The following is a 25,036-nucleotide window of genomic DNA, read 5'->3' on the forward strand; positions in this document are numbered from 1 at the left end:
TACGGTCGGTGGTGACTCCGCGGGGCCAGGAGGGGAAGGCCGGTGCGGCCTGGCGCGGGGCGCCCCCCCCCCCCCCCCCCCACCCCCGTACTGTCCCGCTCGATCAGCAGCGGCACCGGCACCCGTACCGCCCGGGCCGGGCCGCCGTCGAGCAGGGCGGTCAGTTCGCGGGCGGCCGTGCGGCCGAACTCGACGCTGTCGCGGGACAGCGCGGACAGCCATGGCTTGACCAGGCGGCACAGGGCGGAGTCCTCCCAGGCCACCACCGACACGTCGGCCGGCACCGCGTAGCCCAGCTCGGTGGCGGCGGCGACTCCGGCGACCGCCATCACGTCGTTGTCGTAGATCAGGGCCGTCGGGGCGGCGGGGCCGTCCAGGACCCGGCGGGTGACGGCCGCGCCCGCCTCGTCCGAGTAGTCGGTCGGCACCGACTGCACCTCCGACAGGCCCCGGCGCCCGGCCTCCGCGCGCAGGGTCCGGATGCGGCGCTCGGTGTGGGCCAGCCCGGGCAGTCCGGCGATGTGCGCGATCCGCCGGTGGCCGAGCGCGTACAGCCCGTCCACCACCGCGGCCATCGCGCCCGCGTCGTCCGCCCACACCGTCGAAAGACCCGGGTGTCGTTCGTCCGGGGCACCGCCGATCACCACGGCGGGCAGCCCGAGTTCGTCGAGCAGCCCGGGCCGGGGGTCGTCGGTGCGCGGGTCGACGACCAGCACGCCGTCCACCCGGTGCTCGGCCCACCACCGCCGGTACACCGCGCACTCGTCGTCGATGTCCTCGGCGATCTGGAACAGCAGACCGAGATGACGCTCGGCCAGCACCTCCTGGATACCCGAGACCAGTTGCAGGAAGAACGAGTCCACGCCCAGCGTGCCCGCCGGACGCGCCAGGACGAAGCCGACCGTCGCCGCGCCCTCCCCGGACAGGGCGCGCGCCGCCGTGCTGGGCCGCCAGCCCAGTTGCTCGGCGACCCGGCGCACCCGGTCCCGGGTCACCTCGGAGACCCCGGGCCTGCCGTTGAGCGCGAAGGAGACCGCGCTCTCGGAGACGCCGGCCCGCCGGGCGATGTCCTTCATCGTCGGCCGGCGCGCCGGTGAGCGCTTTCCCGTCACGCTTGCTTCTCCATTCGACGAGCGCTGTGCACTAATGCGCTTGAGTGTCTCTACCCTAAAGCGCATTAGTGATCGAATACAAGAAGGCGCCCGACTCTCGGCTGACCTGCGGTTATGTGCAACTAAAGACTTTAGCTGAGCAGAATCCATTGACTTCCCCGAAGAGAACGATGCAAGGTCTGGCCCGGCGCCATTTCCGCCGCCCTCTCCCGCCCTGCCTTCGAAGGAGCCGGTCACCGTGCGCATCTCCCGCAGAGCCTTCGCCGCCGCTGCCGTCGCTGTCCTCCTGCCACTGAGCGCCTGCGGTTCCGGGGGCGGCGGAGGCGGTTCGAGCGACGCCTCGGGGAAGGTCGAGGGCGACATCACGTTCCAGACGTGGAATCTGCGCGCCAACTTCAAGCCGTACTTCGAGGGCCTGATCGCCGAGTTCGAGAAGAAGTACCCCGGCACCGAGGTGAAGTGGGTCGACCAGCCCGCCGAGGGCTACGCCGACAAGATCAGCGCCGACGCGGCCGGGGGCACGCTCCCCGACGTCGTCAACGTCTCCCCGGACCTGGTCGCCCCGCTCGCCAAGGCGGGCCTCGCCCTCGACCTGGACAAGGCCGCCCCGCAGTACGAGAAGGAGTATCTGCCGGGCGCCTGGGCGGGCCATCGGATACCGGGCATGACCGGCACCTACGCCTTCCCCTGGTACCTCAACACCGGCCCGCTCTTCTACAACAAGACCCTGTTCAAGGAGGCCGGGCTCGACCCGGACCAGCCGCCGAAGACGTACGGCGAACTCTTCTCCGCCGGCCTGAGGATGGCGGACAAGAGCGGCGGCAAGGTCGCCACCCTCGCCAACGTGCCCACCATCGAGGACTTCGGCCGCTACGGCGTCCAGTTGATGAACAAGGAGGGCACCGCCTTCTCCTTCAACGCCGACAAGGGCGTAGAGCTCCTCACCGAGTACAAGGAGCTGTACGACGCGAAGGCCCTCGATCCCCAGGCGCTGACCGCCACCCCGGAGTCGTCCGGCAAGAAGTTCCTCACCGGCGCCGTCGCCATGAACCCCGGCAGCGCGCTGGACCTCGGCAACTTCAAGAAGCAGGCGCCCAGCCTGTACAAGAACATCGGCATCACCGACCAGATCACCAGCACCGGGCACGTCAACATGTATGTGATGGGCGTGATGGTCAACTCCCAGTCGAAGCGGAAGCCCGCCGCCGTCGCCTTCGCGCACTTCGTCACGGACGCGGCGCACCAGATGTCCTTCGCCAAGAAGGTCGCCATCTTCCCGAGCACCGCCGGCTCGCTGGACGACCCGTACTTCACCAAGGAGGACGGGACCGATGAGACACGGGTGCGGGTCGCCGCCGCCAAGTCCCTGAAGACGGCCGTCAACTACACGCCGGTGCTGTTCAGTGAGCAGATGAAGATCGCGCTGCGCAACGAGGTCGCCAAGGCGCTGCAGGGCAAGCAGAGCCCCAAGGAAGCTCTCGACAACGCTGTCAAGGAGTGCGACCGGCTCCTGCGGCAGCAGGGCTGACGTCCGATGGCTCTCTCCGGCATTTCCCGGGTTCGGCGTCAACTGCCCACCAGTCCCTGGCTGTTCGCCGCACCCGGGCTGCTCGTCACCGGCGCCTTCATCCTGTACCCGTTCCTCTCCACGCTGGCCAACGCCTTCACCGACCGCCGCACCCTGATCCCCGGGCAGTTCGTGGGGCTCGCCAACTTCCGGGAACTGCTCCAGGACGACATGTTCTGGACCGGCCTGCGCAACAGCACGCTCTACGTCCTCGGGGTCGTGCCCCCGCTCGTCGTCCTGCCGCTGCTGCTGGCCCTGCTCGTGCAGAAGAACATCCCCGGCATCACCTTCTTCCGGTCCGCCTTCTACACCCCGGTCGTCGCCTCGATCGTCGTGGTCGGGCTGATCTGGGTGTGGCTGCTGGACGACCGCGGACTCGTCAACGCGGTGCTGGAGACGGCCGGTGCCGGCCGGGTCGGCTTCCTCAGCGGCCAGTGGCTGCTTCTGCTGAGCGCCATGGCCGTCACGGTGTGGAAGGGCCTCGGCTACTACATGATCATCTATCTGGCCGCGCTGGGGAACGTGCCGCGCGAGCTGCACGAGGCCGCCGCCGTCGACGGGGCGGGCGCGGTGCGCCGTTTCATGACCGTCACCGTGCCCGCCGTCCGCTCCACCATGGTGCTGGTCGGCGCGCTCTCCTCGGTCGCCGCGTTCAAGGTGTTCTCCGAGGTGTACCTGCTGGCGGGCCCGAGCGGCGGACCGGCGGGTGAGGACACCACCCTCGTCATGCTCGTCCAGCGCACCGGCACCGGACTGACCGGCCGCGTCGGCTACGCTTCCGCGATCTCCGTCGTCGTCTTCGTCGTCACCGTCGCCCTGATGCTGCTGGTGCTGCGCGCCGACCGGAAGGAGGAGTCGTGAGCGTCCTGGAGAAGACCCCTCCCACCGAGAAGGCGCCCGCCGCCGCCCGTGAACCCCGGATCACCGACGAGCACGGCCGCCGCGTCCGGGTGTGGGAACTCGCCCTGCGTTACGTCCTGCTGCTCGCCGTGCTGGCCCTGACCATCGGCCCGTTCCTGTGGCAGCTGTCCACGTCTCTGAAGGGCCCGACGGAGGACATCTACAGCTCCCCGCCGGCGTTCCTGCCGGGCGATCCGACCCTGCACAACTACGAGCGGGTCGCCGACACCATCCCCGTCTGGGACTACGCCCTCAACTCCCTGAAGGTCGCCACCGCCAACGTCGTCACCAACTGCGTCGGCTCGGCCCTCGCCGGCTACGCCCTGGCCCGGCTCCGCTACCGCGGCCGCCGCGTCGCCACCCTGGCCTTCATCCTGGCGATGCTCGTGCCCGTCGAGGGCATCATCATCGCCCAGTTCACCACCATGCGGGAGCTCGGCCTCAACAACACCCTGATCGGCGTGGTCCTGCCGGGCTGCATCGGCGCGATGAACGTCCTGCTGATGCGCAACGCCTTCCTCAACCTGCCCTACGAGATCGAGGAAGCGGCCTTCGTCGACGGCGCCAACGTCTGGCAGAGGTTCCTGCGCATCGCCCTGCCGTCGGTCAAGGGGACCCTCGCGGTCGTCGCGATCTTCGCCTTCATGGGCGCCTGGGACGACTTCCTGTGGCCGCTCATCGTGCTGAGCGACCCGTCCAGGTTCACGCTGACCATCGGCCTCAACTATCTGCACGGCACCTTCGCCAACGACGAGCGCCTCGTCGCCGCGGGCACGATCATCGCCGTCGCCCCGCTGATCGCCCTCTTCGCCTGTCTCCAGCGGTACTTCTTCCGCGGTGTGGGCGAGGGCGCGGTGAAGGGCTGACCCCGTACCTCCGTCACAAGGACCCGCATGCCTTCTGCCGTGCGCTTCGGCGTCAACTACACCCCCAGCGAAGGGTGGTTCCACCACTGGCTGGACTTCGACCTCGACTCCGTCCGCGCCGACCTCGACTCGATCGCCGCACTCGGCCTCGACCACATCCGGATCTTCCCGCTGTGGCCGTACTTCCAGCCCAACCGCACGCTGATCCGGCCCCGGGCCGTCGAACAGCTCGTCGCGCTGGCCGACGCCGCCGCCGAACGCGGCCTCGACGTCAACGTGGACGGCCTTCAGGGGCATCTGAGCAGCTTCGACTTCCTGCCCGCCTGGACCCGGACCTGGCACCGGCGCAACCTCTTCACCGACCCGGACGTGCTCGACGGCCAGGAGAACCTCCTGCGCACCCTCGCCGCCGCCCTCGCCGACCGGCCCAACTTCATCGGCATGACCCTCGGCAACGAGGTCAACCAGTTCTCGTCCGGCCCCCATCCGGACCCCGACCGGGCCACGTCCGACGAGATCGACACCTGGCTCACGCGCATGCTCGCCGCCTGCGAGGAGGGCGCCCCGGGCCGGCTGCACCTGCACGCCGAGTACGACGCGACCTGGTACCAGGACGACCAGCCCTTCACCCCGGGCCAGGCCGCCCGGCACGGCGCCGTCACGGCCGTGCACTCCTGGGTCTTCAACGGCACGGCCCAGCGCCACGGCCGTACCTCCGTCCCCGCCGAGCACCACGCCGCGTACCTCGTCGAGCTGAGCAAGGCCTGGGCCGACGACCCGCACCGGCCGGTCTGGCTCCAGGAGGTCGGCGCGCCCGCGCCCCTGGTCCCGGCCGAGCACGCCGCCGCCTTCACCGAGGCCACCGTCGCCAACGCCCTGGACTGCCCGGGCCTGTGGGGTATCACCTGGTGGTGCTCCCACGACGTGTCCCGCGACCTGGCCGACTTCCCGGAACTGGAGTACGGACTCGGCCTGCTGACCAACGACCGCGAGCCGAAGGACCTGGCCCGGGTGCTGGAACGGGCGGCGCGCGAGCCGTCGCAGGCGCCCGCGGCCCGTACGACGGCGCTGGTCGTCCCCGCCGACCCCGCCGCCCGCTCGCTCTGCGCCCCCGGCGGTCCCGTCTTCGACGCCTTCTTCCGGCTGGTCGCCGACGGAGCCCGCCCCACCACCGTCCTCGACGTGCACGCCGCCGACCGGGAACACCTGGCCGCGCGCGGCATCACCGAGGCCGTCACTCCCGACCAGGTACTTCCCCGCCCACCAGGAGGCACCCGCTCGGCCTCGTCGGCGCCCGATTCCCCGACCCACCCCTGGTAACGACCCCTAGGGAGCAGCCCACATGCATGACGACCGCAGCCTCGTCGAAGCCCGCCTCAAGCGTGTCCTCGACGAGCGTGTCCGCCCCGCCGTGTACCCCGAGTCCGTGCCGCTGGAGGTGGCGGTGTGGCACGCGCCCGGCGAACCGGTGCCGGTCGCCGAGGGACTGGCGGCCGAGCCCGAGCCGATCGAGGCGGGCGCCCGGTGGGGTGCTCCCTGGGGCACCAGCTGGTTCCGTGTCACCGGCACCGTCCCCGAGGAGTGGGCCGGGAAGACCGTAGAGGCGATCCTCGACCTGGGCTTCGACGAGAACATGCCCGGCTTCCAGTGCGAGGGCCTGGTCTACCGGCCCGACGGCACGCCGGTGAAGGGCCTCAACCCGCGCAACCAGTGGGTGCGCGTCGGCGCCCCCGTCGAGGGCGGAGAGCACGTGCGCCTGCACATCGAGGCCGCCTCCAACCCCGTCATCCTCGACTACCACCCCTTCCAGCCCACCCAGCTGGGTGACAAGGAGACCGCCGGGACCGAGCCGCAGTACACCCTCGCCCGCATGGACCTCGCCGTCCTCGACGAGACCGTGTGGCAGCTCGTGATCGATCTGGAGGTGCTCGGCGAGCTGATGGCCGAGCTGCCGGTGGAGTCGGCCCGCCGCTGGGAGATCCTCCGGGCGGTCGACCAGGCGCTCGACGCCCTCGACCTCCAGGACATCGGCGGCACGGCGGACCGGGCCCGTTCCCGCCTCACCGGCGTGCTCGCCACGCCCGCCGCTCCCTCCGCCCACCGCATCAGCGCCGTGGGCCACGCGCACATCGACTCGGCGTGGCTGTGGCCGCTGCGCGAGACCGTACGCAAGGTGGCCCGGACGACGTCCAACATGACCGCGCTGCTCGACGACGAGCCGGAGTTCGTCTTCGCCATGTCGCAGGCGCAGCAGTGGGCGTGGGTGCGCGACCACCGGCCCGAGGTGTGGGCCCGGGTGAAGAAGGCCGTGGCCGACGGGAGGTTCGTGCCGGCCGGCGGCATGTGGGTGGAGTCGGACACCAACATGCCGGGCTCGGAGGCGATGGCCCGGCAGTTCGTGCACGGCAAGCGGTTCTTCCTCGACGAGTTCGGCATCGAGAACGACGAGGCCTGGCTGCCCGACACCTTCGGCTTCGCCGCCGGACTGCCGCAGATCATCAAGGCGGCGGGCTCCAAGTACCTGCTGACGCAGAAGATCAGCTGGTCCCAGACGAACAAGTTCCCCCACCACACCTTCCGGTGGGAGGGCATCGACGGCACGCGGATCTTCACGCACTTCCCGCCCGTCGACACCTACAACTGCTCCATGAAGGGCGGCGAGATCGCCCACGCGGCCCGCAACTTCAAGGACAAGGGCGTCGCCCGCCACTCCCTTGCCCCTACCGGCTGGGGCGACGGAGGAGGCGGCACGACCCGCGAGATGGTCGCCAAGGCGGCCCGCCTGCGCGACCTCGAAGGCGCGGCGACGGTGACCTGGGAGACCCCGGCGGAATTCTTCGCCAAGGCTGAGGCCGAGTACCCCGAACCGCCCGTCTGGGTCGGCGAGCTCTACCTCGAACTCCACCGCGCCACCCTCACCAGCCAGGCCAAGACCAAGCAGGGCAACCGCCGCAGCGAGCACCTGCTCCGGGAGGCCGAACTGTGGGCGGCCACGGCGGCCGTACGCACCGGGTTCCCCTACCCGTACGAGGACCTGGACCGGATCTGGAAGACGGTGCTGCTGCACCAGTTCCACGACATCCTGCCCGGGTCGTCCATCGCCTGGGTGCACCGCGAGGCCCGGCGGACGTACGAGAGGGTCGCCGAGGAGCTGACCGGGATCATCGACGCGGCGCAGCACGCACTCGCGGGGGAGGGCACCCGGAACCTCGTGTTCAACTCGGCACCCCACAGCAGGGCCGGGATCCCCGCCGGTGGTGCCGGTGCCGCGTCTTCGCCGAGCCCGGCGGAGCTGTCCCCACGCGCCGAGGGCGGGTTCGTCCTGGGGAACGGCCTGCTCCGGGTCGAGATCGACGCCCGGGGACTCGTCACGTCCGTGTACGACATCGAAGCCGACCGCGAGACCGTCGCCCCGGGCCGGGCCGCGAACCTCCTCCAGCTCCACCCCGACTTCCCGAACATGTGGGACGCCTGGGACGTCGACGAGTTCTACCGCAACACGGTCACCGACCTCACCGACGCGGACGAGGTCGCCCCGGACGGGGACGGCGTGCGGATCGTACGGACCTTTGGCGCCTCCCGCGTCACCCAGCTGCTGTCCCTCGCGCCGGGCGAGCGGCGGCTGACGGTGGACACGGAGGTCGACTGGCACGAGACGGAGAAGTTCCTCAAGCTCGCCTTCCCGCTCGACGTGCACGCCGAGCGGTACGCGTCCGAGACCCAGTTCGGGCACTTCCACCGGCCCACCCACACCAACACCTCCTGGGAGGCCGCCAAGTTCGAGGCGTGCAACCACCGCTTCGTCCACCTGGAGGAGCCCGGCTGGGGCGTCGCGCTCGTCAACGACTCGACGTACGGCCACGACGTGACCCGCACGGTCCGCACCGACGGCGACGGCGGTATGACCACCACCGTCCGCGTCTCCCTGCTGCGCGCCCCGCGTTTCCCCGACCCGGAGACCGACCAGGGCGTCCACCGCTTCCGGCACGCGCTGGTGCCGGGCGCGGGCATCGCCGACGCGGTGCGCGAGGGCTGGCGGATCAATGTGCCGGAGCGGCGGCTCACCGGTGCCGAAGAGGTGGCGCCGCTGGTGACGGCCGACCGGGACGCGGTGGTCGTCACGGCGGTGAAGCTGGCGGACGACGGCAGCGGGGACGTCGTCGTCCGGTTCCACGAGGCCTTGGGCGGCCGGACGCGCGCCACGCTCACGGCCGGGTTCGAGGTCGCGGCCGTCTCGGTCACGGACCTGCTGGAACGGCCGCTGGCCGAGGCGACGGCACCGGAAGTCCAGGACGGGCGGATCGCGGTGCGGTTGCGCCCGTTCGAGCTGGTGACGCTGCGGCTTCGGCGCGGATAGCCGGTGACGCGGGTCACGTCTGTCGATGTCACATCGTGGTGAGCCGCTGACTCATAGGGGTGTACGCATCGACAAACGACAGAGGAGCTCACCATGAGCGCGCGTCTGGACGTCTTCGCCCTCCCCGGCGCCGGCAAGGTCATCAAGCAGTTCACCGCCCTGGGGCGGCTGGTCGTGGAATCGCCGCTGCCGGCCGCCACCCGGGAACTGGTCTCGCTCCGCGTGAGCCAGATCAACGGGTGCGCGGTCTGCATCGACATGCACACCAAGGAGGCGACCGCAGCGGGCGAGAGCGCCGTACGGCTCCATCTGGTCGCGGCCTGGCGGGAGGCCACGGTGTTCACCGAGGCCGAGCGGGCCGCGCTGGAAATGGCCGAGCAGGGGACCCGCATCGCGGACGGGGCCGGTGGCGTCCCGGACGAGGTCTGGGAGCGGGCCGCCAAGCACTATGACGAGGAGCAGCTCGCCGCCCTCGTGACGCTGATCGGCTTCATGAACACCGCCAACCGGCTGAACGTCATGCTGGAGCAGCCGGCGGGCGGCTATCGGGCCGGTCAGTTCAAGTAGCCGCGGAGCAACGGGCCCTGGGACCCTCCTAGGGCCCGAGCTGCGCTCGTAGCCACTCCTCCACCTCGCCCACGTGCGCGGCCGCCGCCGCGCGGGCCGCCTCCGGGTCGTGGGCGGCCAGGGCGCGGTGGATCGCGGCGTGTTCGCGGCGGGTGCGTTCGAAGGCGCCCTCCTCCTGGTAGCCGCGCCAGACGCGGGCGCGGAACGTCCGCGAGGACAGGCCCTCCAGGATCGCCGCCATGGTCTCGTTGCCCGCGGCCGCCGCGATCTCCCGGTGGAAGGCCAGGTCGTGGGCGAGGATCTCCTCCGGATCGTCCGTGGCGTTCATCGCCGCCAGGTGCTTCCCGACCTCGGCCAGCTGGTCGTCGCTGATCCGGGCGGCGGCCAGCGCGGTCGCCGTCGACTCCAGGATCCGCCGGATCTCCAGAAGCTCCACCAGACGCGGGCCGCGTGAGAGGTCCGCCACGACACCGAACGTCTCCAGCAGGTCCCCGGCCTCCAGCTGGGTGACGTAGATCCCCGACCCGTGCCGGGCCTCCAGCACGCCCAGCACCGTGAGCGCGCGGATCGCCTCCCGCATCGAGCTGCGGGAGATGCCGAGCTGGGCGGCCAGGTCACGCTCGGTCGGCAGCCGCTGGCCCGGCTCCAGCCGGCCCTCGCCGATCATCGCCTTGATCCGCTCGATGGCGCGCTGCGTCACGGTGCCCTTCTGCGGGGCCGTCTCGTCGTCCACGCCGTTCCTCCGATCACAGGCTCCGGCGCAGTCTAACCAGTGAGGTGGTCGGACCACTATGAGCTCGGAGCGGGAAAATATGCCGTAGAAGGGTGTTCCGGCGGGGGAGTGGTCTGATAAGTATGCGGTCATCTGCTCGATCACCGGTCGATGGGAGCTCCCTCAGATGTCCGGAAGCACAGTGCGGAAGCGGAACAGGTCCCGGACCGTCGGCGCGGTGGCGCTGGCAGCCGGTGCCTCCCTGGTGCTCGCCGCGTGCGGCAGTACCAAGGACACCGGCGCCTCCGGTGCCGGCGGCGGCGACGGCAGCGGCAAGGTCGGGGTCGTCCTGCCCCTGCTGACCTCGCCGTTCTGGCAGTCGTACAACGACTACGTGCCCAGGATGGCGAAGTCCGAGGGCGTGGACGCGATGAAGACCGTCAACTCCAACAGCGACCCCTCGCAGCAGATCACCGACATCAACAACCAGCTCAACCAGGGCGTCGAAGGCCTGGTCGTCGCCCCGCTGGACAGCGCCGCCATCGAGGCGGGCCTCGACCAGGCCGAGCGCAAGGGCGTGCCGGTCGTCGCCGTGGACGTGGCGCCCGACAAGGGCAAGGTCGCGATGGTGGTCCGCGCGAACAACGTGGCGTACGGCGAGAAGGCCTGCCAGTACCTCGGTGAGCACATCACCTCCGGCAAGGTCGTGCAGATCATGGGCGACCTCGCCTCGGTCAACGGCCGCGACCGCTCCGAGGCGTTCCGCGCCTGCGTGAAGAAGAACTTCCCGAAGCTCAAGGTCCTGGAGATCCCCGCCAAGTGGGAGTCCGACGCGGCGGCCTCGAAGCTCGACACCCTCCTCAACGCCAACCCCGACATCAAGGGCATCTACATGCAGGCGGGGGGCGTCTATCTCGCGCCCACCCTCCAGACCCTCAAGTCCAAGGGAATGCTGAAGAAGGCCGGGCAGTCGGGCCACATCACCATCGTCTCGAACGACGGCATCCCGCAGGAGTTCGACGCGATCCGCAAGGGCGAGATCGACGCGACCGTCTCCCAGCCCGCCGACGCCTACGCCAAGTACGGCATGTACTACATCAAGGCGGCGATGCAGGGGAAGACGTTCAAGCCCGGCCCGACCGACCACGACTCGACGATCGTGAAGCTGCCCAGCGGCATCCTGGAGGACCAGCTGCCCGCGCCGCTGGTCACCAAGGACAACGTCGACGACCCCAAGCTCTGGGGCAACACGGTCAAATGACGACGCCACTCGTTCAAGCACGGGACGTCGTCAAGCGGTACGGCCCCACCACCGCCCTCGCCGACGGGCGGCTGTCCGTCCTGCCGGGTGAGTCCCACGCCCTCGTCGGACGCAACGGCGCCGGCAAGTCGACGCTGGTCAGGATCCTCACCGGCCTGGAAGCCCCCGACGAGGGCACCGTCCGCTTCGACGGCGACCCCGCGCCCCCGCTCACCGACCGGGACGCCTGGCGCCGCAAGGTCGCCTGCGTCTACCAGCACCCGACGGTCGTCCCCGAACTGACCGTCGCCGAGAACCTGTTCATCAACCGTCAGCCGCTCCGGCGCGGGTTCATCAGCTGGCGCCGCCTGAAGTCCGAGGCAGCCGCACTTCTCGACACCTGGGACGTGCGCGTCGACCCGGAGGCCCGCACCGCCGACCTCAAGGTCGAGGACCGGCAGATGGTGGAGATCGCCCGGGCGCTGAGCTTCGGCGCCCGCTTCATCATCCTCGACGAACCCACCGCGCAGCTCGACAACAGGGAGATCGAGCGGCTCTTCACACGCATGCGCGCCCTTCAGGACTCGGGCGTCACCTTCCTGTTCATCTCGCACCACCTCCAGGAGGTGTACGAGGTCTGCCAGACCGTCACGGTCCTGCGCGACGCCCGCTGGATCACCACGGCACCGGTCGCCGACCTTCCCCGCCAGGCCCTGGTGGAGGCCATGGCGGGGGAGACGATCGCCGAACAGGCCGAGCGGCAAAGGGGCCAGGGAGCGTCGGGCCCCGTCCTGCTCGACGTCGACGGCCTCACCTCGGCCGCGTACGAGGACGTCGGCCTCACCGTCCGGCGCGGCGAGGTCGTCGGACTCGCCGGCTCCAGCGCCAGCGGAAAGATCGAGCTCGCCGAGTCCTTCACGGGGCTGCACACCCCCACGAGCGGGACGGTCCGGCTGGACGGGCAGCCGCTGCCGTTCGGCGACGTCCGCAAGGCCTTGGAGGCCGGCGTCGGCTTCGTGCCCCGCGACCGGCACGAGCAGGGCCTGGTGTTCGGCATGTCCATCGGCGACAACGCCACCCTCAGCGTCCTGGACCGGCTCGGCCGTTTCGGCTTCGTCGGCACCGACAGCAGGCGCGATGTCGCCACCGCGCTGATCGAACGCCTCGACATCCACGCGGCGGGCCCCGAGCAGCCCGTCTCAGACCTGTCCGGCGGCAACGCGCAGAAAGTCGTCATGGCCCGGGCCCTCGCCTCGGACCCCCGGCTCCTGGTCCTCGTCAACCCGACCGCGGGCGTCGACGTGAAGTCCAAGGAGTCCCTGCTCGCCCGTGTCGACACCGCCCGCGAGGACGGCACCGCCGTACTCGTCGTCTCCGACGAACTCGACGACCTCAGGCGCTGCGACCGGGTCCTCGTCCTCTTCCACGGCCGTGTCGTCGCCGAGCACCCGGCGGGCTGGCGCGACCACGAGCTCATCGCCTCCATCGAAGGAGTGGACCATGGCTGACACCAAGGCGGCCCCGCCGCTCGCGCCCGCGCGAGCCACCGACCCGCGCGCCGCCAAGGCCGTCCTGCTCCGCCGGGCCCGCGAACTCGCCCTCGTCCCCGCCCTGTTGCTGCTCCTGGTGCTCGGAGCGGTGGTCAACGACTCGTTCCTCACCGAGCGCAACATCGTCTCCATCCTCGGCGCCTCCGCCGCCCTCGCGATGGTCGTGCTCGCCGAGTCGCTCGTGCTGATCACCGGCAAGTTCGACCTGTCCCTCGAATCGGTCGTCGGTATCGCGCCCGCCGTGGGCGCGCTGCTCGTCCTGCCCGTGGCCCAGTCCGGCTGGGGCGCCGAACTCCCCGCCGCCCTCGCCCTGCTGGCGATCCTCGTCGCGGGCGCGGCCGTCGGCGCCTTCAACGGCGTCCTGGTCGTGAAGTTCAAGCTCAACGCGTTCATCGTGACGCTGGCGATGCTGATCGTGCTCCGCGGCCTGCTGGTCGGCGCGACCAAGGGCAAGACGCTGTTCGGGATGCCCGACAGCTTCTACTCGCTGGCGACCACCACCTTCCTCTCCGCCCCGCTGTCGGTGTGGCTCGCCGCGATCGCCTTCGCGGTCGCCGGGCTGATCCTGAAGTACCACCGGGTCGGGCGTGCCCTGTACGCCATCGGGGGTAACGCGGACGCGGCCCGGGCGGCGGGCATCCGGGTGGAGCGCGTCATGCTCGGCGTGTTCGTCGTCGCGGGTGTCCTCGCCGCGGTCGGCGGCATCATGCAGACCGGATACGTCGGCGCGATCAGCGCCAACCAGGGCCAGAACATGATCTTCACGGTGTTCGCGGCCGCGGTGATCGGCGGCATCGCCCTCGACGGCGGCAAGGGCACCATGTTCGGCGCCCTGACCGGCGTACTCCTTCTGGGTGTCGTGCAGAACCTGCTCACCCTGGCGCAGGTGCCGTCGTTCTGGATCCAGGCCATCTACGGCGGGATCATCCTGGTCGCCCTCATGATCGCCCGGGTCACCACCGGCCGGGCCCAGGACTGACGCCCCGCCCCCTGCAACCGAAAGGCCTCCCGTGTCCCCGACGCCCGCCCGCATCATCGCGGTCGACACCCACGACATCCGCTTCCCCACCTCGCGCGAGCTCGACGGCTCGGACGCGATGAACCCGGACCCCGACTACTCGGCGGCCTACGTCGTCCTGCGCACGGACGCGGCCGACGGGCACGAGGGGCACGGATTCGCCTTCACCATCGGGCGGGGCAACGAGGTGCAGGTCGCCGCGATCGACGCGCTGCGCGGGCACCTGATCGGCCGCTCGGCCGACGACCTGTGCGCCGACCCGTCCCTCCTGAACCGCGACCTGATCGGCGACAGCCAGCTGCGCTGGCTCGGGCCCGAGAAGGGCGTGATGCACATGGCGATCGGCGCGGTCGTCAACGCCGTGTGGGACCTGGCCGCCAAGCGCGCAGGACTGCCGCTGTGGCGGCTGCTCGCCGAGGCCGAGCCCGCCTGGCTGGTCCGCCAGATCGACTTCCGCTACCTCACCGACGCCCTCACCCCCGAGGAGGCCCTGACCCTGCTGCGCCGGGGCCGACAGGGCGCCGAGGAGCGCACGGCCCGGCTGCTGGAGCACGGCTACCCCGCCTACACCACCTCACCCGGCTGGCTCGGCTACGACGACGAGAAACTCACCCGGCTGGCATCCCAGGCCGTCGCCGACGGCTTCCGGCAGATCAAGCTCAAGGTCGGCGCCGACCTCGACGACGACATCCGCCGCTGCCGCGTCGCCCGGTCCGTCATCGGCCCGGACGTCCGCATGGCCGTCGACGCCAACCAGCGCTGGGACGTCGACGAGGCGATCCGCTGGACCAAGGCCCTCGCCGAGTTCGACCCGTACTGGATCGAGGAGCCCACCAGCCCCGACGACATCCTCGGCCACGCGGCGGTGCGCCGGGCCGTCGCTCCGGTGAAGGTCGCCACGGGCGAGCACGTGCACAACCGGATCGTCTTCAAGCAGCTCCTCCAGGCCGGCGCGCTCGACGTCGTCCAGATCGACGCGGCCCGCGTCGGCGGCGTCCCCGAGAACCTCGCGATCCTGCTGCTCGCGTCCAAGTTCGGTGTGCCGGTCTGCCCGCACGCGGGTGGCGTGGGCCTGTGCGAACTCGTCCAGCACCTGTCGATGTTCGACTACGTGGCCCTGTCCGGCACCACCGAGGACCGGGTCATCGAATACGTCGACCATCTGCACGACCACTTCCTCGACCCGGTGGTGATCCGCGAGGCTCACTACAGGGCACCCACCGCGCCGGGCTTCTCGGCCGCCATGCGGCCCGAGTCACTGGCGCGGTTCACCTACCCGGGCGGCGAGTTCTGGGCCGCCGACCTCGACGAGCGGAAGAAGGGCCAGGCCGTATGAGCGACTTCGAGGGCATCACAGCCCTGGTGACGGGCGGCGCCTCCGGCATCGGCCGGGCCACCGCCGACCTGCTGGCCGAGCGCGGCGCCCGGGTCGCCGTCCTCGACCTGGACCCGTCGCCGGTCGACAAGCCGCTGCTCGCCTATCGCGCGGACGTCACCGACGACGCGTCCGTGCGCGAGGCGGTGGCGGCCGCGGTCGCGGACCTCGGCGGCCTGGACGTCCTGGTCAACAACGCGGGCATCGGCGCCCAGGGCACCGTCGAGGACAACCCCGACGACGAATGGCACCGCGTCTACGACGTCAACGTCCTCGGCATGGTCCGCACCACCCGCGCCTGCCTTCCCCACCTGCGCGCCTCCGCGCACGCCGCGATCGTCAACACCTGCTCCATCGCCGCCACCGCGGGCCTGCCGCAGCGCGCCCTGTACAGCGCCACCAAGGGCGCCGTGTACTCGCTCACCCTCGCCATGGCCGCCGACCACGTCCGCGAGGGCATCCGCGTCAACTGCGTCAACCCGGGCACGGTCGACACGCCCTGGGTCGGCCGCCTCCTCGACGCCGCGCCCGAACCGGCCGCCGAACGCGCCGCCCTGGAGGCCCGCCAGCCCACCGGCCGCCTGGTCTCGGCGGCCGAGGTCGCGGGCGCCATCGCCTACCTGGCCGGCCCTCTCTCCGGCGCCACCACGGGCACCGCCCTCGCCGTCGACGGCGGCATGCAGGGCCTGCGGCTGCGCCCGGTGGCCCGGTGAACCGGCTCGGCGGCAGCGGCGTCGAGGTCAGCGCCCTGTCCTTCGGCGCCGCCGCGATCGCCAACCTGTACTCCGAGGTCGGCGAGGCGCAGGCGCACGACGCCGTGGAGGCCGCCTGGCAGCGGGGCATCCGCTACTTCGACACCGCCCCGCACTACGGCCTCGGCCTCTCCGAACGCCGCCTCGGCGCCGCCCTGCGCGACCGCCCCCGGAGCCAGTACACGATCTCCACCAAGGTGGGCCGCCGCCTGGAGCCCTCGGACGGCACCGGCGACGACCTGGCCCACGGGTTCGCCGTACCGGCCACCCACCGCCGCGTATGGGACTTCAGCGCCGACGGCGTACGACGCACCCTGGAGGCCAGCCTGGAACGGCTCGGCCTCGACCGCGTCGACGTCGTCTACCTCCACGACCCCGACGAGCACGCCGAAGCGGCATTCCGGGAGGGCTATCCCGCCCTGGAGAAGCTTCGCGGCGAGGGCGTGGTCGGCGCGATCGGCGCCGGTATGAACCAGGCGGAGATGCTCACCCGTTTCGTCCGCGACACCGACGTCGACGTGGTGCTGTGCGCCGGCCGCTACACCCTGCTCGACCAGAGCGCCCTCACCGACCTGTTGCCGGCGGCCCGGGAACGCGGCACGTCCGTCGTCATCGGCGGCGCCTTCAACTCCGGCCTGCTGGCGAACCCGCGGCCCGGCGCGACGTACAACTACACCGTCGCCCCTTCCGAGCTGGTCGAACGCGCCCTGCGGCTGAAGTCCGTCGCCGACCGCCACGGCACCACGCTGCGCGCCGCCGCCCTGGCCTTCTGTGCCGCCCATCCGGCCATCGCCAGCGTCCTCGTCGGGGCCCGCTCGGCGCACGAGGTCCGCGACTGCGCCCACCAGTTCGCCGCGCGCGTGCCCGGTGCGTTCTGGCACGACCTGCGCGCCGAGGGGCTGCTGCCCGCCGACGCCCCCGTACCCGACGAGGAGCCGTCATGAGAGTCGCCCTGCACACCAAGGTCCGCGCCGACCGCGTCGCCGCGTACGACGCCGCCCACCGCGAGGTCCCGGAGGAACTCACCGATGCCATCCGCGCCGCCGGGGCCACCTCCTGGACGATCTGGCGCAGCGGCACCGACCTGTTCCACGTCCTGGAGTGCGAGGACTACGCCCGTCTCCTCGCCGAACTGGAGAAACTCCCGGTCAACGTCGCCTGGCAGGCCCGCATGGCCGAGCTGCTGGACGTCGTGCACGACTACTCCGGCGAGGGCGCCGACGCCGGCCTGCCGGTCGTCTGGGAGCTGCCGTGATGACCGTGGTCGACGCCCACCACCATGTGTGGGACCTGTCCGTCCGGGACCAGGACTGGATCACCGGCCCCGAACTCGCGCCCCTGCGCCGCGACTTCACGATGAAAGACCTCGAACCGCAGGCGAGAGCGGCCGGAGTGGGCCGCACCATCCTCGTCCAGACGGTCACCGTGCCCGAGGAGACCCCGGAGTTCCTGGCCCTGGCCGACGAGCACGACCTCATCGCGGGCGTCGTCGGCTGGACCGACCTCACCCGTCCCGACGTCGCCGAGGAACTCGCCCGGTTGCGGGAACTCCCCGGCGGCCGCCACCTCAAGGGCATCCGCCACCAGGTCCAGGGCGAACCCGACCCGCAATGGCTGCTGCGCCCTGACGTACGCCGGGGACTGGCCGCCGTCGCCGACGCCGGGCTGGTCTACGATCTCGTCGTCCTTCCCCATCAGCTCCCGGCCTGCGCGCGGGCCGCAGCTGACCTGCCCGGCCTCACCTTCGTCCTCGACCACCTGGGCAAACCGCCCATCGCCTCCGGCGATCTCGAACCCTGGCTATCCGGCCTGCGCGCCCTCGCCGCCCTGCCCAACACGGTCGCCAAGCTGTCCGGCCTGGTCACCGAGGCCGACCTCGCCTCCTGGACCGTCGAGGACCTGCTCCCGTATGCCGACCTGGCACTGGAGGCCTTCGGGCCGGACCGGCTGATGTACGGCTCGGACTGGCCGGTGTGCACGCTCGCCACCACGTACGGCGACACCCTCGACCTCGTACGCCGCCTCACCTCCCAGCCCGATCACGAGCAGATCCTCGCGACCACCGCCACCCGCGTCTACGGCCTCTGAGCCGTCTCCGCCAGCCGCGTCGGCGGCAGGTACTCCCGTACGTACGTCCGTTCCCAGCACGCGCCCGTCTCCCGCAGCTCGTGCCATGTCGTGTAGCGGTAGCGGAACAGGCGGGCGCGCACGTACCGCGGGGGCTCGTCCGGCGGGAACGGCGAGCGGCGCAGCAGTTTCAGCGTGGCCCGGTCGTTCTCCAGCAGCCGCTCCACCAGCGTGCCGAACCAGGAACCGGCGTAGGCGGGGGAGAGGGCCGCGAACCACATCATCCAGTCCAGCCGCAGATGGTAGGGCGCGAACTGGCGCGGCCAGCGCCGCGGATCGCCCGGCTTGCCCTTGAACTCGTACTCCCGCCACTCCGAGTCCGTACGCGGCACGTCGTCCGCGGTGCCCTCGACCACCACCTCGTAGCGGACCCGGCTCACACTGCCGAACGCCCCGTAGGTGTTGACCAGATGGACCGGGTCGAAGGAGCGGTTCATCACCTGGCGGCGGGAGAGCATGTTGCGGACCGGCTGATAGCTGAGGCCCACGAGCAGCGCGGCCACCGCGAGCACCACGACCACGTACCAGAGCGGGGCACCGGGCACGTCCGGTGGATCGGCCGGGAACCGTACCGCCGACAGGGCCAGCACGATCGTGATCCAGTTCAGCCAGGAGAAGTTGCCCGACAGCACCAGCCACAGCTGGGTGACGATCATCAGAGCGGCGGCGGCCGTCGCGATGGGCTGCGGGGTGAACAGCAGCAACGGCACCACGAGTTGGGTGACGTGGTTCGCGGCCACCTCGACCCGGTGCAGGGGCCTGGGCAGATGGTGGAAGAACCAGCTCAGCGGGCCCGGCATCGGCTGGGTCTCGTGATGGTGGTCCAGGCACGTCAGCTTCCGCCAGCACGCGTCGCCGCGCATCTTGATGAGCCCCGCGCCGAACTCCACACGGAACAGGATCCACCGCAGCAGGAACAGCACGACCACCGGCGGCGCCACCTCGTCGTTGCCGAGGAACACGGCGAGGAAGCCGACCTCCAGCAGCAGCGACTCCCAGCCGAACGAGTACCAGGTCTGCCCGACATTCACGATCGACAGGTACAGCACCCACGGCACCAGCCACAGCAGCATGCCGCCCCACAGCGGCAGCAGCGAGTCGAGCCCGGCCAGCAGCGCCGCCGACATGGCGCAGCCCGCCCAGGCGCAGAGCGCGAAGAAGCGGTCCGAGTAGTGCAGCTGAAACAGGCTCGGCGCCCGCTTGAACGGCACCCGCTCGACGAACTCCGGCACCGGCAGCAGCCCGCGCCGCCCGATCAGCGCGCGGAACTGGAGCGCCGCCGTCAGGAACGCGACCAGGTACACGGCGGCCAGCGCCCGCTGGAAGACCAGCCGGCTCAGCCAGTAGTCGGATGCGGTGAACCAGTCCACGGCCGTGCGCTCCTCCCGATGCAGCGCCGGACCCCAGTGTCACGCTCCGTGTGGCGCCGCTCCGGTTGCGTAACCCAAGTGAGTGAAGCAAACAATAGGGACGAATGGCCGGAAACGAGGCAGGAGGACTGGGTGCGGACGGTGCGGACACACACCGGGACCTTCGTCATGGCCTGTGTGCTCTCGACGGCGCTCCTCCTCTCGGGCTGCGGCACCGACGGCGACCGCGACGGTGACGACGCGGGCGCCGGCGGAGAACTCCTCCTTCAGCCGGCCGCGGCTCAGGGACCGGACCCCTTCACGGACTCCACGGCCACCACGACGGCTACCCCGTCCCCCGCCCCGCGAACGCCGGGGGCGTCCGGCCCGGCCGGCGCGGCCCGGGTCTCGGCCGGCCCGCGCTCGCTCTCCGGCGGGACGCCCGGCCTGTACGGCGGCATCGAGCGGACCGGCAGCTGCGACATCGCGCGGCAGATCGGCCACCTCACCCGCGACCGGGCCAGGATCCGCGCCTTCGCATGGGTCGCGGGCGTCTCCCCGGCGTCCGTCCCGGACTACGTGCGCCGGCTGACCCCCCTCGTGCTGCGCGCCGACACCCGCGTCACCAACCACGGCTTCCGGGCCGGCCGGGCGGGCGGCTACCAGTCCGTCCTCCAGACGGGCACCGCCGTCCTGGTCGACGACCGGGGTGTGCCGCGCGTCCGCTGCGCCTGCGGCAACCCGCTGCGTCCGCCGGTGGCGATGCGGGGCACACCGCGTGCCCAGGGCATCCCCTGGCCCGGCTACCGGCCCGGCCAGGTGATCGTCGTGACCCCGGCCCCGCAGGTGATCACCGACTTCACGATCATCGACGTCGCCGCCCGCACCTGGATCGAACGGCCGACCGGCCACGACGTACGCCACGACCGGGCCCTGCCGCCACCGCTCTGGGCGAAGCGGCCCCCGGCGTCGCGCGCGCCCTCGTCCTTCCCCCCGGTCGAACCCGAAGCCACTTCGCGCGAGCCCCGGGTCGCTCCGCCTGAGCCCGGCCTCTCCTCGGGCGTGGACAGTACGGCTCCCCGGGACACGGGCTTCCCGGCGGACGAGGTTCCACCGCCCGATGCACCGCCCGACGAGGCCGCCCCGCTTCCTGACGAACCGGCTCCGCTGGACCCCGGCGGCTCCGAGGAGGTCGGCCCCGACACCGTGCCGGACAGTCCCGACCTGCCCGACGGAGCCGGTCTGATCCCCGATGACGACTGACGGCCGGTCCGGTCCGGCGGCCCGTACACCCGGCACATCGGTCGAAGAATCGGATGATTCCTGGCAAGGTGGGCCCATGGCTGATCGGGGAGGGAGCGCCCTGTCACTCCCGGACGACTGGCCCGCCCACCCGGATCCGATCCTCGCGCTCAACCGGATGGGCAGTTTCGACTGGGATCTGGACACCGGCCTGATGCAGATGGACGCCCAGGCCCATGACGTCTTCGACGTGCGCCTCGACGAGTACGACGACCGCCCCGCGACCCTCTCCAAGCGCGTCCCGCCCGGCGAGGCCCGGCGCCTGGACACCGTGGTCTCCCAGGCCCTGAAGGACGGCAGCGAGAACTACGGCGCCTACTTCCGCATGCGCCGCCGCGACGGCACCCTGCGCTGGACCCACACCCAGGGCTACATCCGGCGCGACGACACCGGACGGCCCCGCCGCATCATCGGCATCGTCCGGGACGCCACCCAGGAACTCGGCGAGAGCGAGGCCCGCCTCGACCAGGCCGCCCGGGACGAGGCCCGCCGGGAGCAGACCAGCGTCGTCGCACTCACCACGGCCGCCCTCGCCCACGCCCGCACCGTCCAGGACGTCATCGACGTCCTGAAGGACACCCACGGCCTCACCCACCTGGGCGCCACCAGCCTGGTCATGGGCCTGGTCGAGGCCGGGCGTATCCGCCTCGTCGCCGAGGGGCCCTCGGACAGCTTCGTGCCCGGCACCCGCGTCACCCGGATCGACGAGCCCTACCCGATGAGCGAGGCCGTGCGGACCCTCAGCCCCTGCTTCATCGAATCGCCGGAGGAGTTCGCCGAGCGCTACCCGATCCTGTGGCCGCACATCACCGGCCTGAACATCACCTCGGCCGCCTATCTGCCGCTCATCGTCCAGGCCCAGCCCATCGGCGCGATGGGCCTGCTCTACAGCGACCGGCACGGCTTCACACCCGAGGAGCGCAACATCCTCGTCGCCCTCGGCAGCAGCATCGCGCAGAGCCTGCAGCGGGCCATGTTCTACGAGCAGGAGATGGACCTCGCGCAGGGCCTCCAGCAGGCCATGCTGCCCCGGACCATCCCGAGCGTGCCCGGGGCCGACGTCGCCGTCCGCTACCGCGCCGCCAGCGCGGGCGGCACCGTGGGCCGGGACATCGGCGGCGACTGGTACGACCTCATCCCGCTGCCCGGCGGCCGGGTCGGTGCCGTCATCGGCGACGTCCAGGGCCACGACACGCACGCGGCCGCCGTCATGGGCCAGCTGCGCATCGTGCTGCGCGCCTACGCCGCCGAGGGGCACACCCCGGCCACCGTCATGGCCCGCGCCTCCGTCTTCCTGCACGAACTCGACACCGACCGCTCCGCGACCTGCCTCTACGCCGAGGCCGACCTGTCCACGGGCGTGGTCCAGGTGGTCCGGGCCGGCCACCTCGACCCGCTCGTACGCCACCCCGGCGGCTCCTGCCGCCGCGTCACCGTCCCGGGCGGACTGCCGCTCGGCCTGTCCGCCGAGTTCGGCCGCCTCGACTACCCGGTGGGCACCGTGGAGCTCGACCCCGGCGACACCCTGCTGCTGTGCACCGACGGCCTGGTGGAGCAGCCCGGCACCGACCTCGACGACGGCATGCGCACCCTCACCGCGCTCGTCGCCACCGGCCCCGACGACGTACGCGACCTCGCCGACCGGCTCATCGACGTGGCCGCCGAGCGCTGCGGCGACGACGACGTGGCACTGCTCCTGCTGCGCCGGCGCGGCCCCGACGGCCCCCAGTCCGGGCGCCGGCTCCAGCGGCACGTGGCCCCCGGCGACCCGGCGGCCCTGGCCGAGGCCCGGCACATGATCCGCACCGCGGTCGGCGTCTGGGGCGCCCGGGACCGCGCCGACGAGATCGAACTGGTCGCCGACGAGCTGATCACCAACGCCCTGATGCACACCGAGGGCTCCGCGATCGTCACCCTGCGGGCCCTCACCGGCTCCGGGCCCCGGCTGCGCGTCGAGGTCGAGGACTCCTCCAGCGCCCTGCCGCGCCGCCGCGAGGCGGGCGAGTCGGGCGTCTCCGGACGGGGCCTGCTCCTGGTGGACCTGCTCGCCGACGCGTGGGGCGTGGAGGCACGCGGCGGCGGCAAGGCCGTGTGGTGCGAGTTCCAGGTGCCCGACCGGGACTGACCCCGCGTGGCACTCTGGAACCATGCCGGAACTCCCCGAGGTCGAGGCGCTCAAGGACTTCCTGGCCGAGCACCTCGTCGGCCACGAGATCGTCCGGGTGCTGCCCGTCGCGATCAGCGTGCTGAAGACGTACGACCCGCCCCTGTCCGCGCTGGAGGGGCACGAGGTCGCCGCCGTACGCCGGTACGGCAAGTTCCTCGACGTCGCGACCGCGGACGGCCCGCACTTCGTGACGCACCTGGCCCGCGCGGGCTGGCTGCACTGGAAGGACCGTCTGCCCGACGGCCCGCCCCGCCCGGGCAAGGGACCCCTCGCGCTGCGCGTGGCCCTGGAGACCGGCTCCGGCTTCGACCTGACCGAGGCCGGCACCCAGAAGCGGCTCGCCGTGTACGTCGTGGGGGACCCGCGGGAGGTCCCGGGCGTCGCCCGGCTCGGCCCGGACCCCCTCGCCGGCGACTTCGACGAGCGGCGCTTCGCGGAACTCCTGGCCGGTGAACGGCGCCGGCTCAAGGGCGCGTTGCGCGACCAGAGCCTGATCGCGGGCGTGGGCAACGCCTACAGCGACGAGATCCTGCACGCGGCGAGGATGTCGCCCTTCAAACTGGCCGCGTCCCTGAGCGCGGAGGAGACCCACCGTCTGTACGAGGCCCTGCGCGACACGCTCACCGGGGCGGTCGAACGCTCCCGGGGCGCGGCGGCCGGGCGGCTGAAGGCCGAGAAGAAGAGCGGCCTGCGCGTCCACGGCCGCACCGGCGAGCCCTGCCCGGTGTGCGGCGACACCGTGCGGGAGGTGTCCTTCAGCGACTCCTCGCTCCAGTACTGCCCGACCTGCCAGACGGGCGGCAAACCACTGGCGGACCGCAGGATGTCCCGGCTGCTGAAGTGACGCGCCGTCAACGGGCCGGGGGTGACCACTCGAACATGAGGATGGTCGCGTCGTCCCGTAGCCGGCTGCCGGACGAGTCGAGGATGGAGTGGATGAGCCGCCGCAGCGTCTCGGACGCCAGCTCGCCCGCGGCCGTCGCCCGGATGATGTAGTCGGCGAACTGCTCGAGACCGAACTCCACGCCGTCGACGGCCCGGGCCTCGGTGACCCCGTCGCTGTACATCAGGACCCGGTCGCCGGGCTTGAGCGCGATCTCGTGCGTCCGCCGCTTCAGCCCCGCCAGCCGGTACGGCAGGCCCATCGGCGGTTCCGGCTCGCGCCGCATGGCGTCGACGTCCGGCCGTCTGTCCCGGATGAGCAGCGGGGTGGGATGCCCGCAGTTGCACCACCGCAGCACCCCGGAGGCCAGGTCCAGCTGGGCCAGGATCCCCGTACAGAACTGGTCGGGGAGCCACTGCGCCAGCGCGTCGTCCACGCTCCGCACCAGATCGGGCAGGTCCGCCCCGGCCCGCCGGGCGTTGCGGCTCGCGGCCAGGGACACGGCCGTGGTGAGACCGGAGGCCAGATCGTGTCCCATGGCGTCGAGGACCGTGGCGTGCAGGGCCGTCTCGGTGAGGGAGTGGTCGAAGGCGTCGCCGCCGAGCTCGTAGGCCGGCTCCAGCACGGCCGTGGACACGACGTGCCGGGTGCCGATCGTGCGCGGCGGCAGGAAGGCCCGCAGCATCTCGGCGGGCAGCCGCATCGGTTTGGTGCGGGTACGCCGGACGAAGGAGTCCTGGTACGCCCGGGCGGAGGTGATCATCATGGCGAGGAGCGCGGCCAGGGCCTTGCCGCGGCGCAGCACGGCCGGGGTCAGCGCGGCTGAGTGCACGGCGAGGACGCCGAGGCGTTCCGCGCCGTCCACGAGGGGGACCCAGGCCGTCATCCCTCCCGACGCGGACTCCTCCACGCGCAGGGACTGGGTGCGGTAGGTCCAGCCGGCGAGCGAGTCGTCGACGGGCAGGGGCGAGGCCGCGGCGGTGAGCGGCACGAGCCGGCGCTGCTGGATGTCGGCGAGGTACACCGCGGAGTGCTGGAGCCCCAGGGCCTCGGTGCAGCGGGCCACCGCGGTGGTCAGGTCCAGCGCCCTGTTCCGCGGATCGGCGAGGTACTCCTCCAGGCGGCCGTCGCCGTCCTCTGACGCCGCCACCTCGTCTCCCCTCGTCGGGACCGCGGACACCCGGCAGCCTCC

At 71.8% G+C, this 25,036-nt stretch carries 20 protein-coding genes and 1 pseudogene; 17 read left to right on the top strand and 4 right to left on the bottom strand.

Going from position 1 to position 25,036, the window contains the following annotated elements; translation table 11 throughout:
* Positions 1–83: 83 nt before the first annotated feature.
* Positions 84–1,076, bottom strand: a pseudogene (locus ACZ6I3_RS06735) (LacI family DNA-binding transcriptional regulator); the annotation flags it as partial.
* 274 nt (positions 1,077–1,350) lie between these two features.
* Between ACZ6I3_RS06735 and ACZ6I3_RS06740 the strand changes: the two are divergent.
* The 6 genes from ACZ6I3_RS06740 to ACZ6I3_RS06765 all read left to right on the top strand — a co-directional run bounded on the left by ACZ6I3_RS06740 (position 1,351) and on the right by ACZ6I3_RS06765 (position 9,369).
* A complete protein-coding gene (locus ACZ6I3_RS06740) occupies positions 1,351–2,640 on the top strand; it encodes an ABC transporter substrate-binding protein (protein WP_469412312.1) in 1,290 nt (429 codons plus the stop codon).
* Positions 2,641–2,646: 6 nt separating this feature from the next.
* On the top strand, positions 2,647–3,540 hold the full coding sequence (locus ACZ6I3_RS06745) for a carbohydrate ABC transporter permease (protein ID WP_469412313.1): 894 nt from the start codon (positions 2,647–2,649) through the stop codon (positions 3,538–3,540).
* Positions 3,537–4,445, top strand: a complete 909-nt coding sequence (locus tag ACZ6I3_RS06750; protein WP_469412315.1) for a carbohydrate ABC transporter permease — start codon at positions 3,537–3,539, stop codon at positions 4,443–4,445. The genes ACZ6I3_RS06745 and ACZ6I3_RS06750 overlap by 4 nt, the downstream gene beginning before the upstream one ends.
* A gap of 39 nt (positions 4,446–4,484) precedes the next feature.
* Complete coding sequence (locus ACZ6I3_RS06755) at positions 4,485–5,765, top strand: glycoside hydrolase 5 family protein (RefSeq protein WP_469412496.1); 1,281 nt, start codon at positions 4,485–4,487, stop codon at positions 5,763–5,765.
* A 22-nt stretch (positions 5,766–5,787) separates the two neighbouring features.
* Positions 5,788–8,802 carry an alpha-mannosidase gene (locus ACZ6I3_RS06760; RefSeq protein ID WP_469412317.1) on the top strand — a complete coding sequence of 1,005 codons (3,015 nt, stop codon included), beginning with the start codon at positions 5,788–5,790 and terminating at the stop codon, positions 8,800–8,802.
* 93 nt (positions 8,803–8,895) lie between these two features.
* Complete coding sequence (locus ACZ6I3_RS06765; RefSeq protein WP_469412319.1) at positions 8,896–9,369, top strand: carboxymuconolactone decarboxylase family protein; 474 nt, start codon at positions 8,896–8,898, stop codon at positions 9,367–9,369.
* Between the two features lie 28 nt (positions 9,370–9,397).
* Here ACZ6I3_RS06765 and ACZ6I3_RS06770 read toward each other — a convergent pair whose 3' ends face one another.
* Entirely contained in the window at positions 9,398–10,102 is a 705-nt protein-coding gene (locus ACZ6I3_RS06770) for a FadR/GntR family transcriptional regulator (protein ID WP_469412321.1), read from the bottom strand.
* A 166-nt stretch (positions 10,103–10,268) separates the two neighbouring features.
* Between ACZ6I3_RS06770 and ACZ6I3_RS06775 the strand changes: the two genes are divergently transcribed.
* The 8 genes from ACZ6I3_RS06775 to ACZ6I3_RS06810 are packed head-to-tail and all read left to right on the top strand — an operon-like array spanning position 10,269 to position 18,104.
* Positions 10,269–11,342 (top strand): sugar ABC transporter substrate-binding protein, encoded by a 1,074-nt coding sequence (locus tag ACZ6I3_RS06775; protein ID WP_469412323.1) that lies wholly within the window; start codon positions 10,269–10,271, stop codon positions 11,340–11,342.
* A complete protein-coding gene (locus ACZ6I3_RS06780) occupies positions 11,339–12,829 on the top strand; it encodes a sugar ABC transporter ATP-binding protein (protein ID WP_469412325.1) in 1,491 nt (496 codons plus the stop codon). Before ACZ6I3_RS06775 ends, ACZ6I3_RS06780 begins: the two co-directional genes overlap by 4 nt.
* Positions 12,822–13,850, top strand: coding sequence for an ABC transporter permease (locus tag ACZ6I3_RS06785; protein ID WP_469412327.1), 1,029 nt, complete (start codon positions 12,822–12,824; stop codon positions 13,848–13,850). The genes ACZ6I3_RS06780 and ACZ6I3_RS06785 overlap by 8 nt, the downstream gene beginning before the upstream one ends.
* A 31-nt stretch (positions 13,851–13,881) precedes the next feature.
* Positions 13,882–15,225, top strand: coding sequence for an L-fuconate dehydratase (locus ACZ6I3_RS06790; RefSeq protein ID WP_469412329.1), 1,344 nt, complete (start codon positions 13,882–13,884; stop codon positions 15,223–15,225).
* Positions 15,222–15,977 (top strand): SDR family NAD(P)-dependent oxidoreductase, encoded by a 756-nt coding sequence (locus tag ACZ6I3_RS06795; protein ID WP_469412331.1) that lies wholly within the window; start codon positions 15,222–15,224, stop codon positions 15,975–15,977. The genes ACZ6I3_RS06790 and ACZ6I3_RS06795 overlap by 4 nt, the downstream gene beginning before the upstream one ends.
* Positions 15,974–16,960 (top strand): aldo/keto reductase, encoded by a 987-nt coding sequence (locus ACZ6I3_RS06800; RefSeq protein ID WP_469412333.1) that lies wholly within the window; start codon positions 15,974–15,976, stop codon positions 16,958–16,960. Before ACZ6I3_RS06795 ends, ACZ6I3_RS06800 begins: the two co-directional genes overlap by 4 nt.
* Positions 16,957–17,271 carry an L-rhamnose mutarotase gene (locus tag ACZ6I3_RS06805; RefSeq protein WP_469412335.1) on the top strand — a complete coding sequence of 105 codons (315 nt, stop codon included), beginning with the start codon at positions 16,957–16,959 and terminating at the stop codon, positions 17,269–17,271. The genes ACZ6I3_RS06800 and ACZ6I3_RS06805 overlap by 4 nt, the downstream gene beginning before the upstream one ends.
* Positions 17,271–18,104 carry an amidohydrolase family protein gene (locus tag ACZ6I3_RS06810; protein WP_469412336.1) on the top strand — a complete coding sequence of 278 codons (834 nt, stop codon included), beginning with the start codon at positions 17,271–17,273 and terminating at the stop codon, positions 18,102–18,104. The genes ACZ6I3_RS06805 and ACZ6I3_RS06810 overlap by 1 nt, the downstream gene beginning before the upstream one ends.
* On the opposite strand, the gene ACZ6I3_RS06815 is transcribed toward ACZ6I3_RS06810, so the two are convergent.
* Positions 18,092–19,513, bottom strand: coding sequence for a lipase maturation factor family protein (locus ACZ6I3_RS06815; RefSeq protein ID WP_469412338.1), 1,422 nt, complete (start codon positions 19,511–19,513; stop codon positions 18,092–18,094). The genes ACZ6I3_RS06810 and ACZ6I3_RS06815 overlap by 13 nt on opposite strands.
* 132 nt (positions 19,514–19,645) lie before the next feature.
* Between ACZ6I3_RS06815 and ACZ6I3_RS06820 the strand changes: the two genes are divergently transcribed.
* The 3 genes from ACZ6I3_RS06820 to ACZ6I3_RS06830 all read left to right on the top strand — a co-directional run bounded on the left by ACZ6I3_RS06820 (position 19,646) and on the right by ACZ6I3_RS06830 (position 23,805).
* Complete coding sequence (locus ACZ6I3_RS06820) at positions 19,646–20,755, top strand: DUF6777 domain-containing protein (protein ID WP_469412340.1); 1,110 nt, start codon at positions 19,646–19,648, stop codon at positions 20,753–20,755.
* 76 nt (positions 20,756–20,831) lie between these two features.
* Positions 20,832–22,919, top strand: a complete 2,088-nt coding sequence (locus ACZ6I3_RS06825) for a SpoIIE family protein phosphatase (RefSeq protein WP_469412342.1) — start codon at positions 20,832–20,834, stop codon at positions 22,917–22,919.
* Positions 22,920–22,941: 22 nt separating this feature from the next.
* Positions 22,942–23,805 (top strand): Fpg/Nei family DNA glycosylase, encoded by an 864-nt coding sequence (locus ACZ6I3_RS06830; RefSeq protein WP_469412343.1) that lies wholly within the window; start codon positions 22,942–22,944, stop codon positions 23,803–23,805.
* A 7-nt stretch (positions 23,806–23,812) separates the two neighbouring features.
* On the opposite strand, the gene ACZ6I3_RS06835 is transcribed toward ACZ6I3_RS06830, so the two are convergent.
* Positions 23,813–24,994, bottom strand: coding sequence for a PP2C family protein-serine/threonine phosphatase (locus tag ACZ6I3_RS06835; protein ID WP_469412344.1), 1,182 nt, complete (start codon positions 24,992–24,994; stop codon positions 23,813–23,815).
* Positions 24,995–25,036 lie beyond the last annotated feature (42 nt).

This window comes from Streptomyces sp. NPDC041940 (assembly GCF_055589465.1).

Bases quoted from the DNA above. Each gene is read 5' to 3' on its own strand.
- ACZ6I3_RS06745 (WP_469412313.1), top strand. From the start codon at position 2,647: ATGGCTCTCTCCGGCATTTCCCGGGTTCGGCGTCAACTGCCCACCAGT.
- ACZ6I3_RS06760 (WP_469412317.1), top strand. From the start codon at position 5,788: ATGCATGACGACCGCAGCCTCGTCGAAGCCCGCCTCAAGCGTGTCCTC.
- ACZ6I3_RS06765 (WP_469412319.1), top strand. From the start codon at position 8,896: ATGAGCGCGCGTCTGGACGTCTTCGCCCTCCCCGGCGCCGGCAAGGTC.
- ACZ6I3_RS06775 (WP_469412323.1), top strand. From the start codon at position 10,269: ATGTCCGGAAGCACAGTGCGGAAGCGGAACAGGTCCCGGACCGTCGGC.
- ACZ6I3_RS06780 (WP_469412325.1), top strand. From the start codon at position 11,339: ATGACGACGCCACTCGTTCAAGCACGGGACGTCGTCAAGCGGTACGGC.
- ACZ6I3_RS06785 (WP_469412327.1), top strand. From the start codon at position 12,822: ATGGCTGACACCAAGGCGGCCCCGCCGCTCGCGCCCGCGCGAGCCACC.
- ACZ6I3_RS06795 (WP_469412331.1), top strand. From the start codon at position 15,222: ATGAGCGACTTCGAGGGCATCACAGCCCTGGTGACGGGCGGCGCCTCC.
- ACZ6I3_RS06805 (WP_469412335.1), top strand. From the start codon at position 16,957: ATGAGAGTCGCCCTGCACACCAAGGTCCGCGCCGACCGCGTCGCCGCG.
- ACZ6I3_RS06810 (WP_469412336.1), top strand. From the start codon at position 17,271: ATGACCGTGGTCGACGCCCACCACCATGTGTGGGACCTGTCCGTCCGG.
- ACZ6I3_RS06825 (WP_469412342.1), top strand. From the start codon at position 20,832: ATGGCTGATCGGGGAGGGAGCGCCCTGTCACTCCCGGACGACTGGCCC.
- ACZ6I3_RS06830 (WP_469412343.1), top strand. From the start codon at position 22,942: ATGCCGGAACTCCCCGAGGTCGAGGCGCTCAAGGACTTCCTGGCCGAG.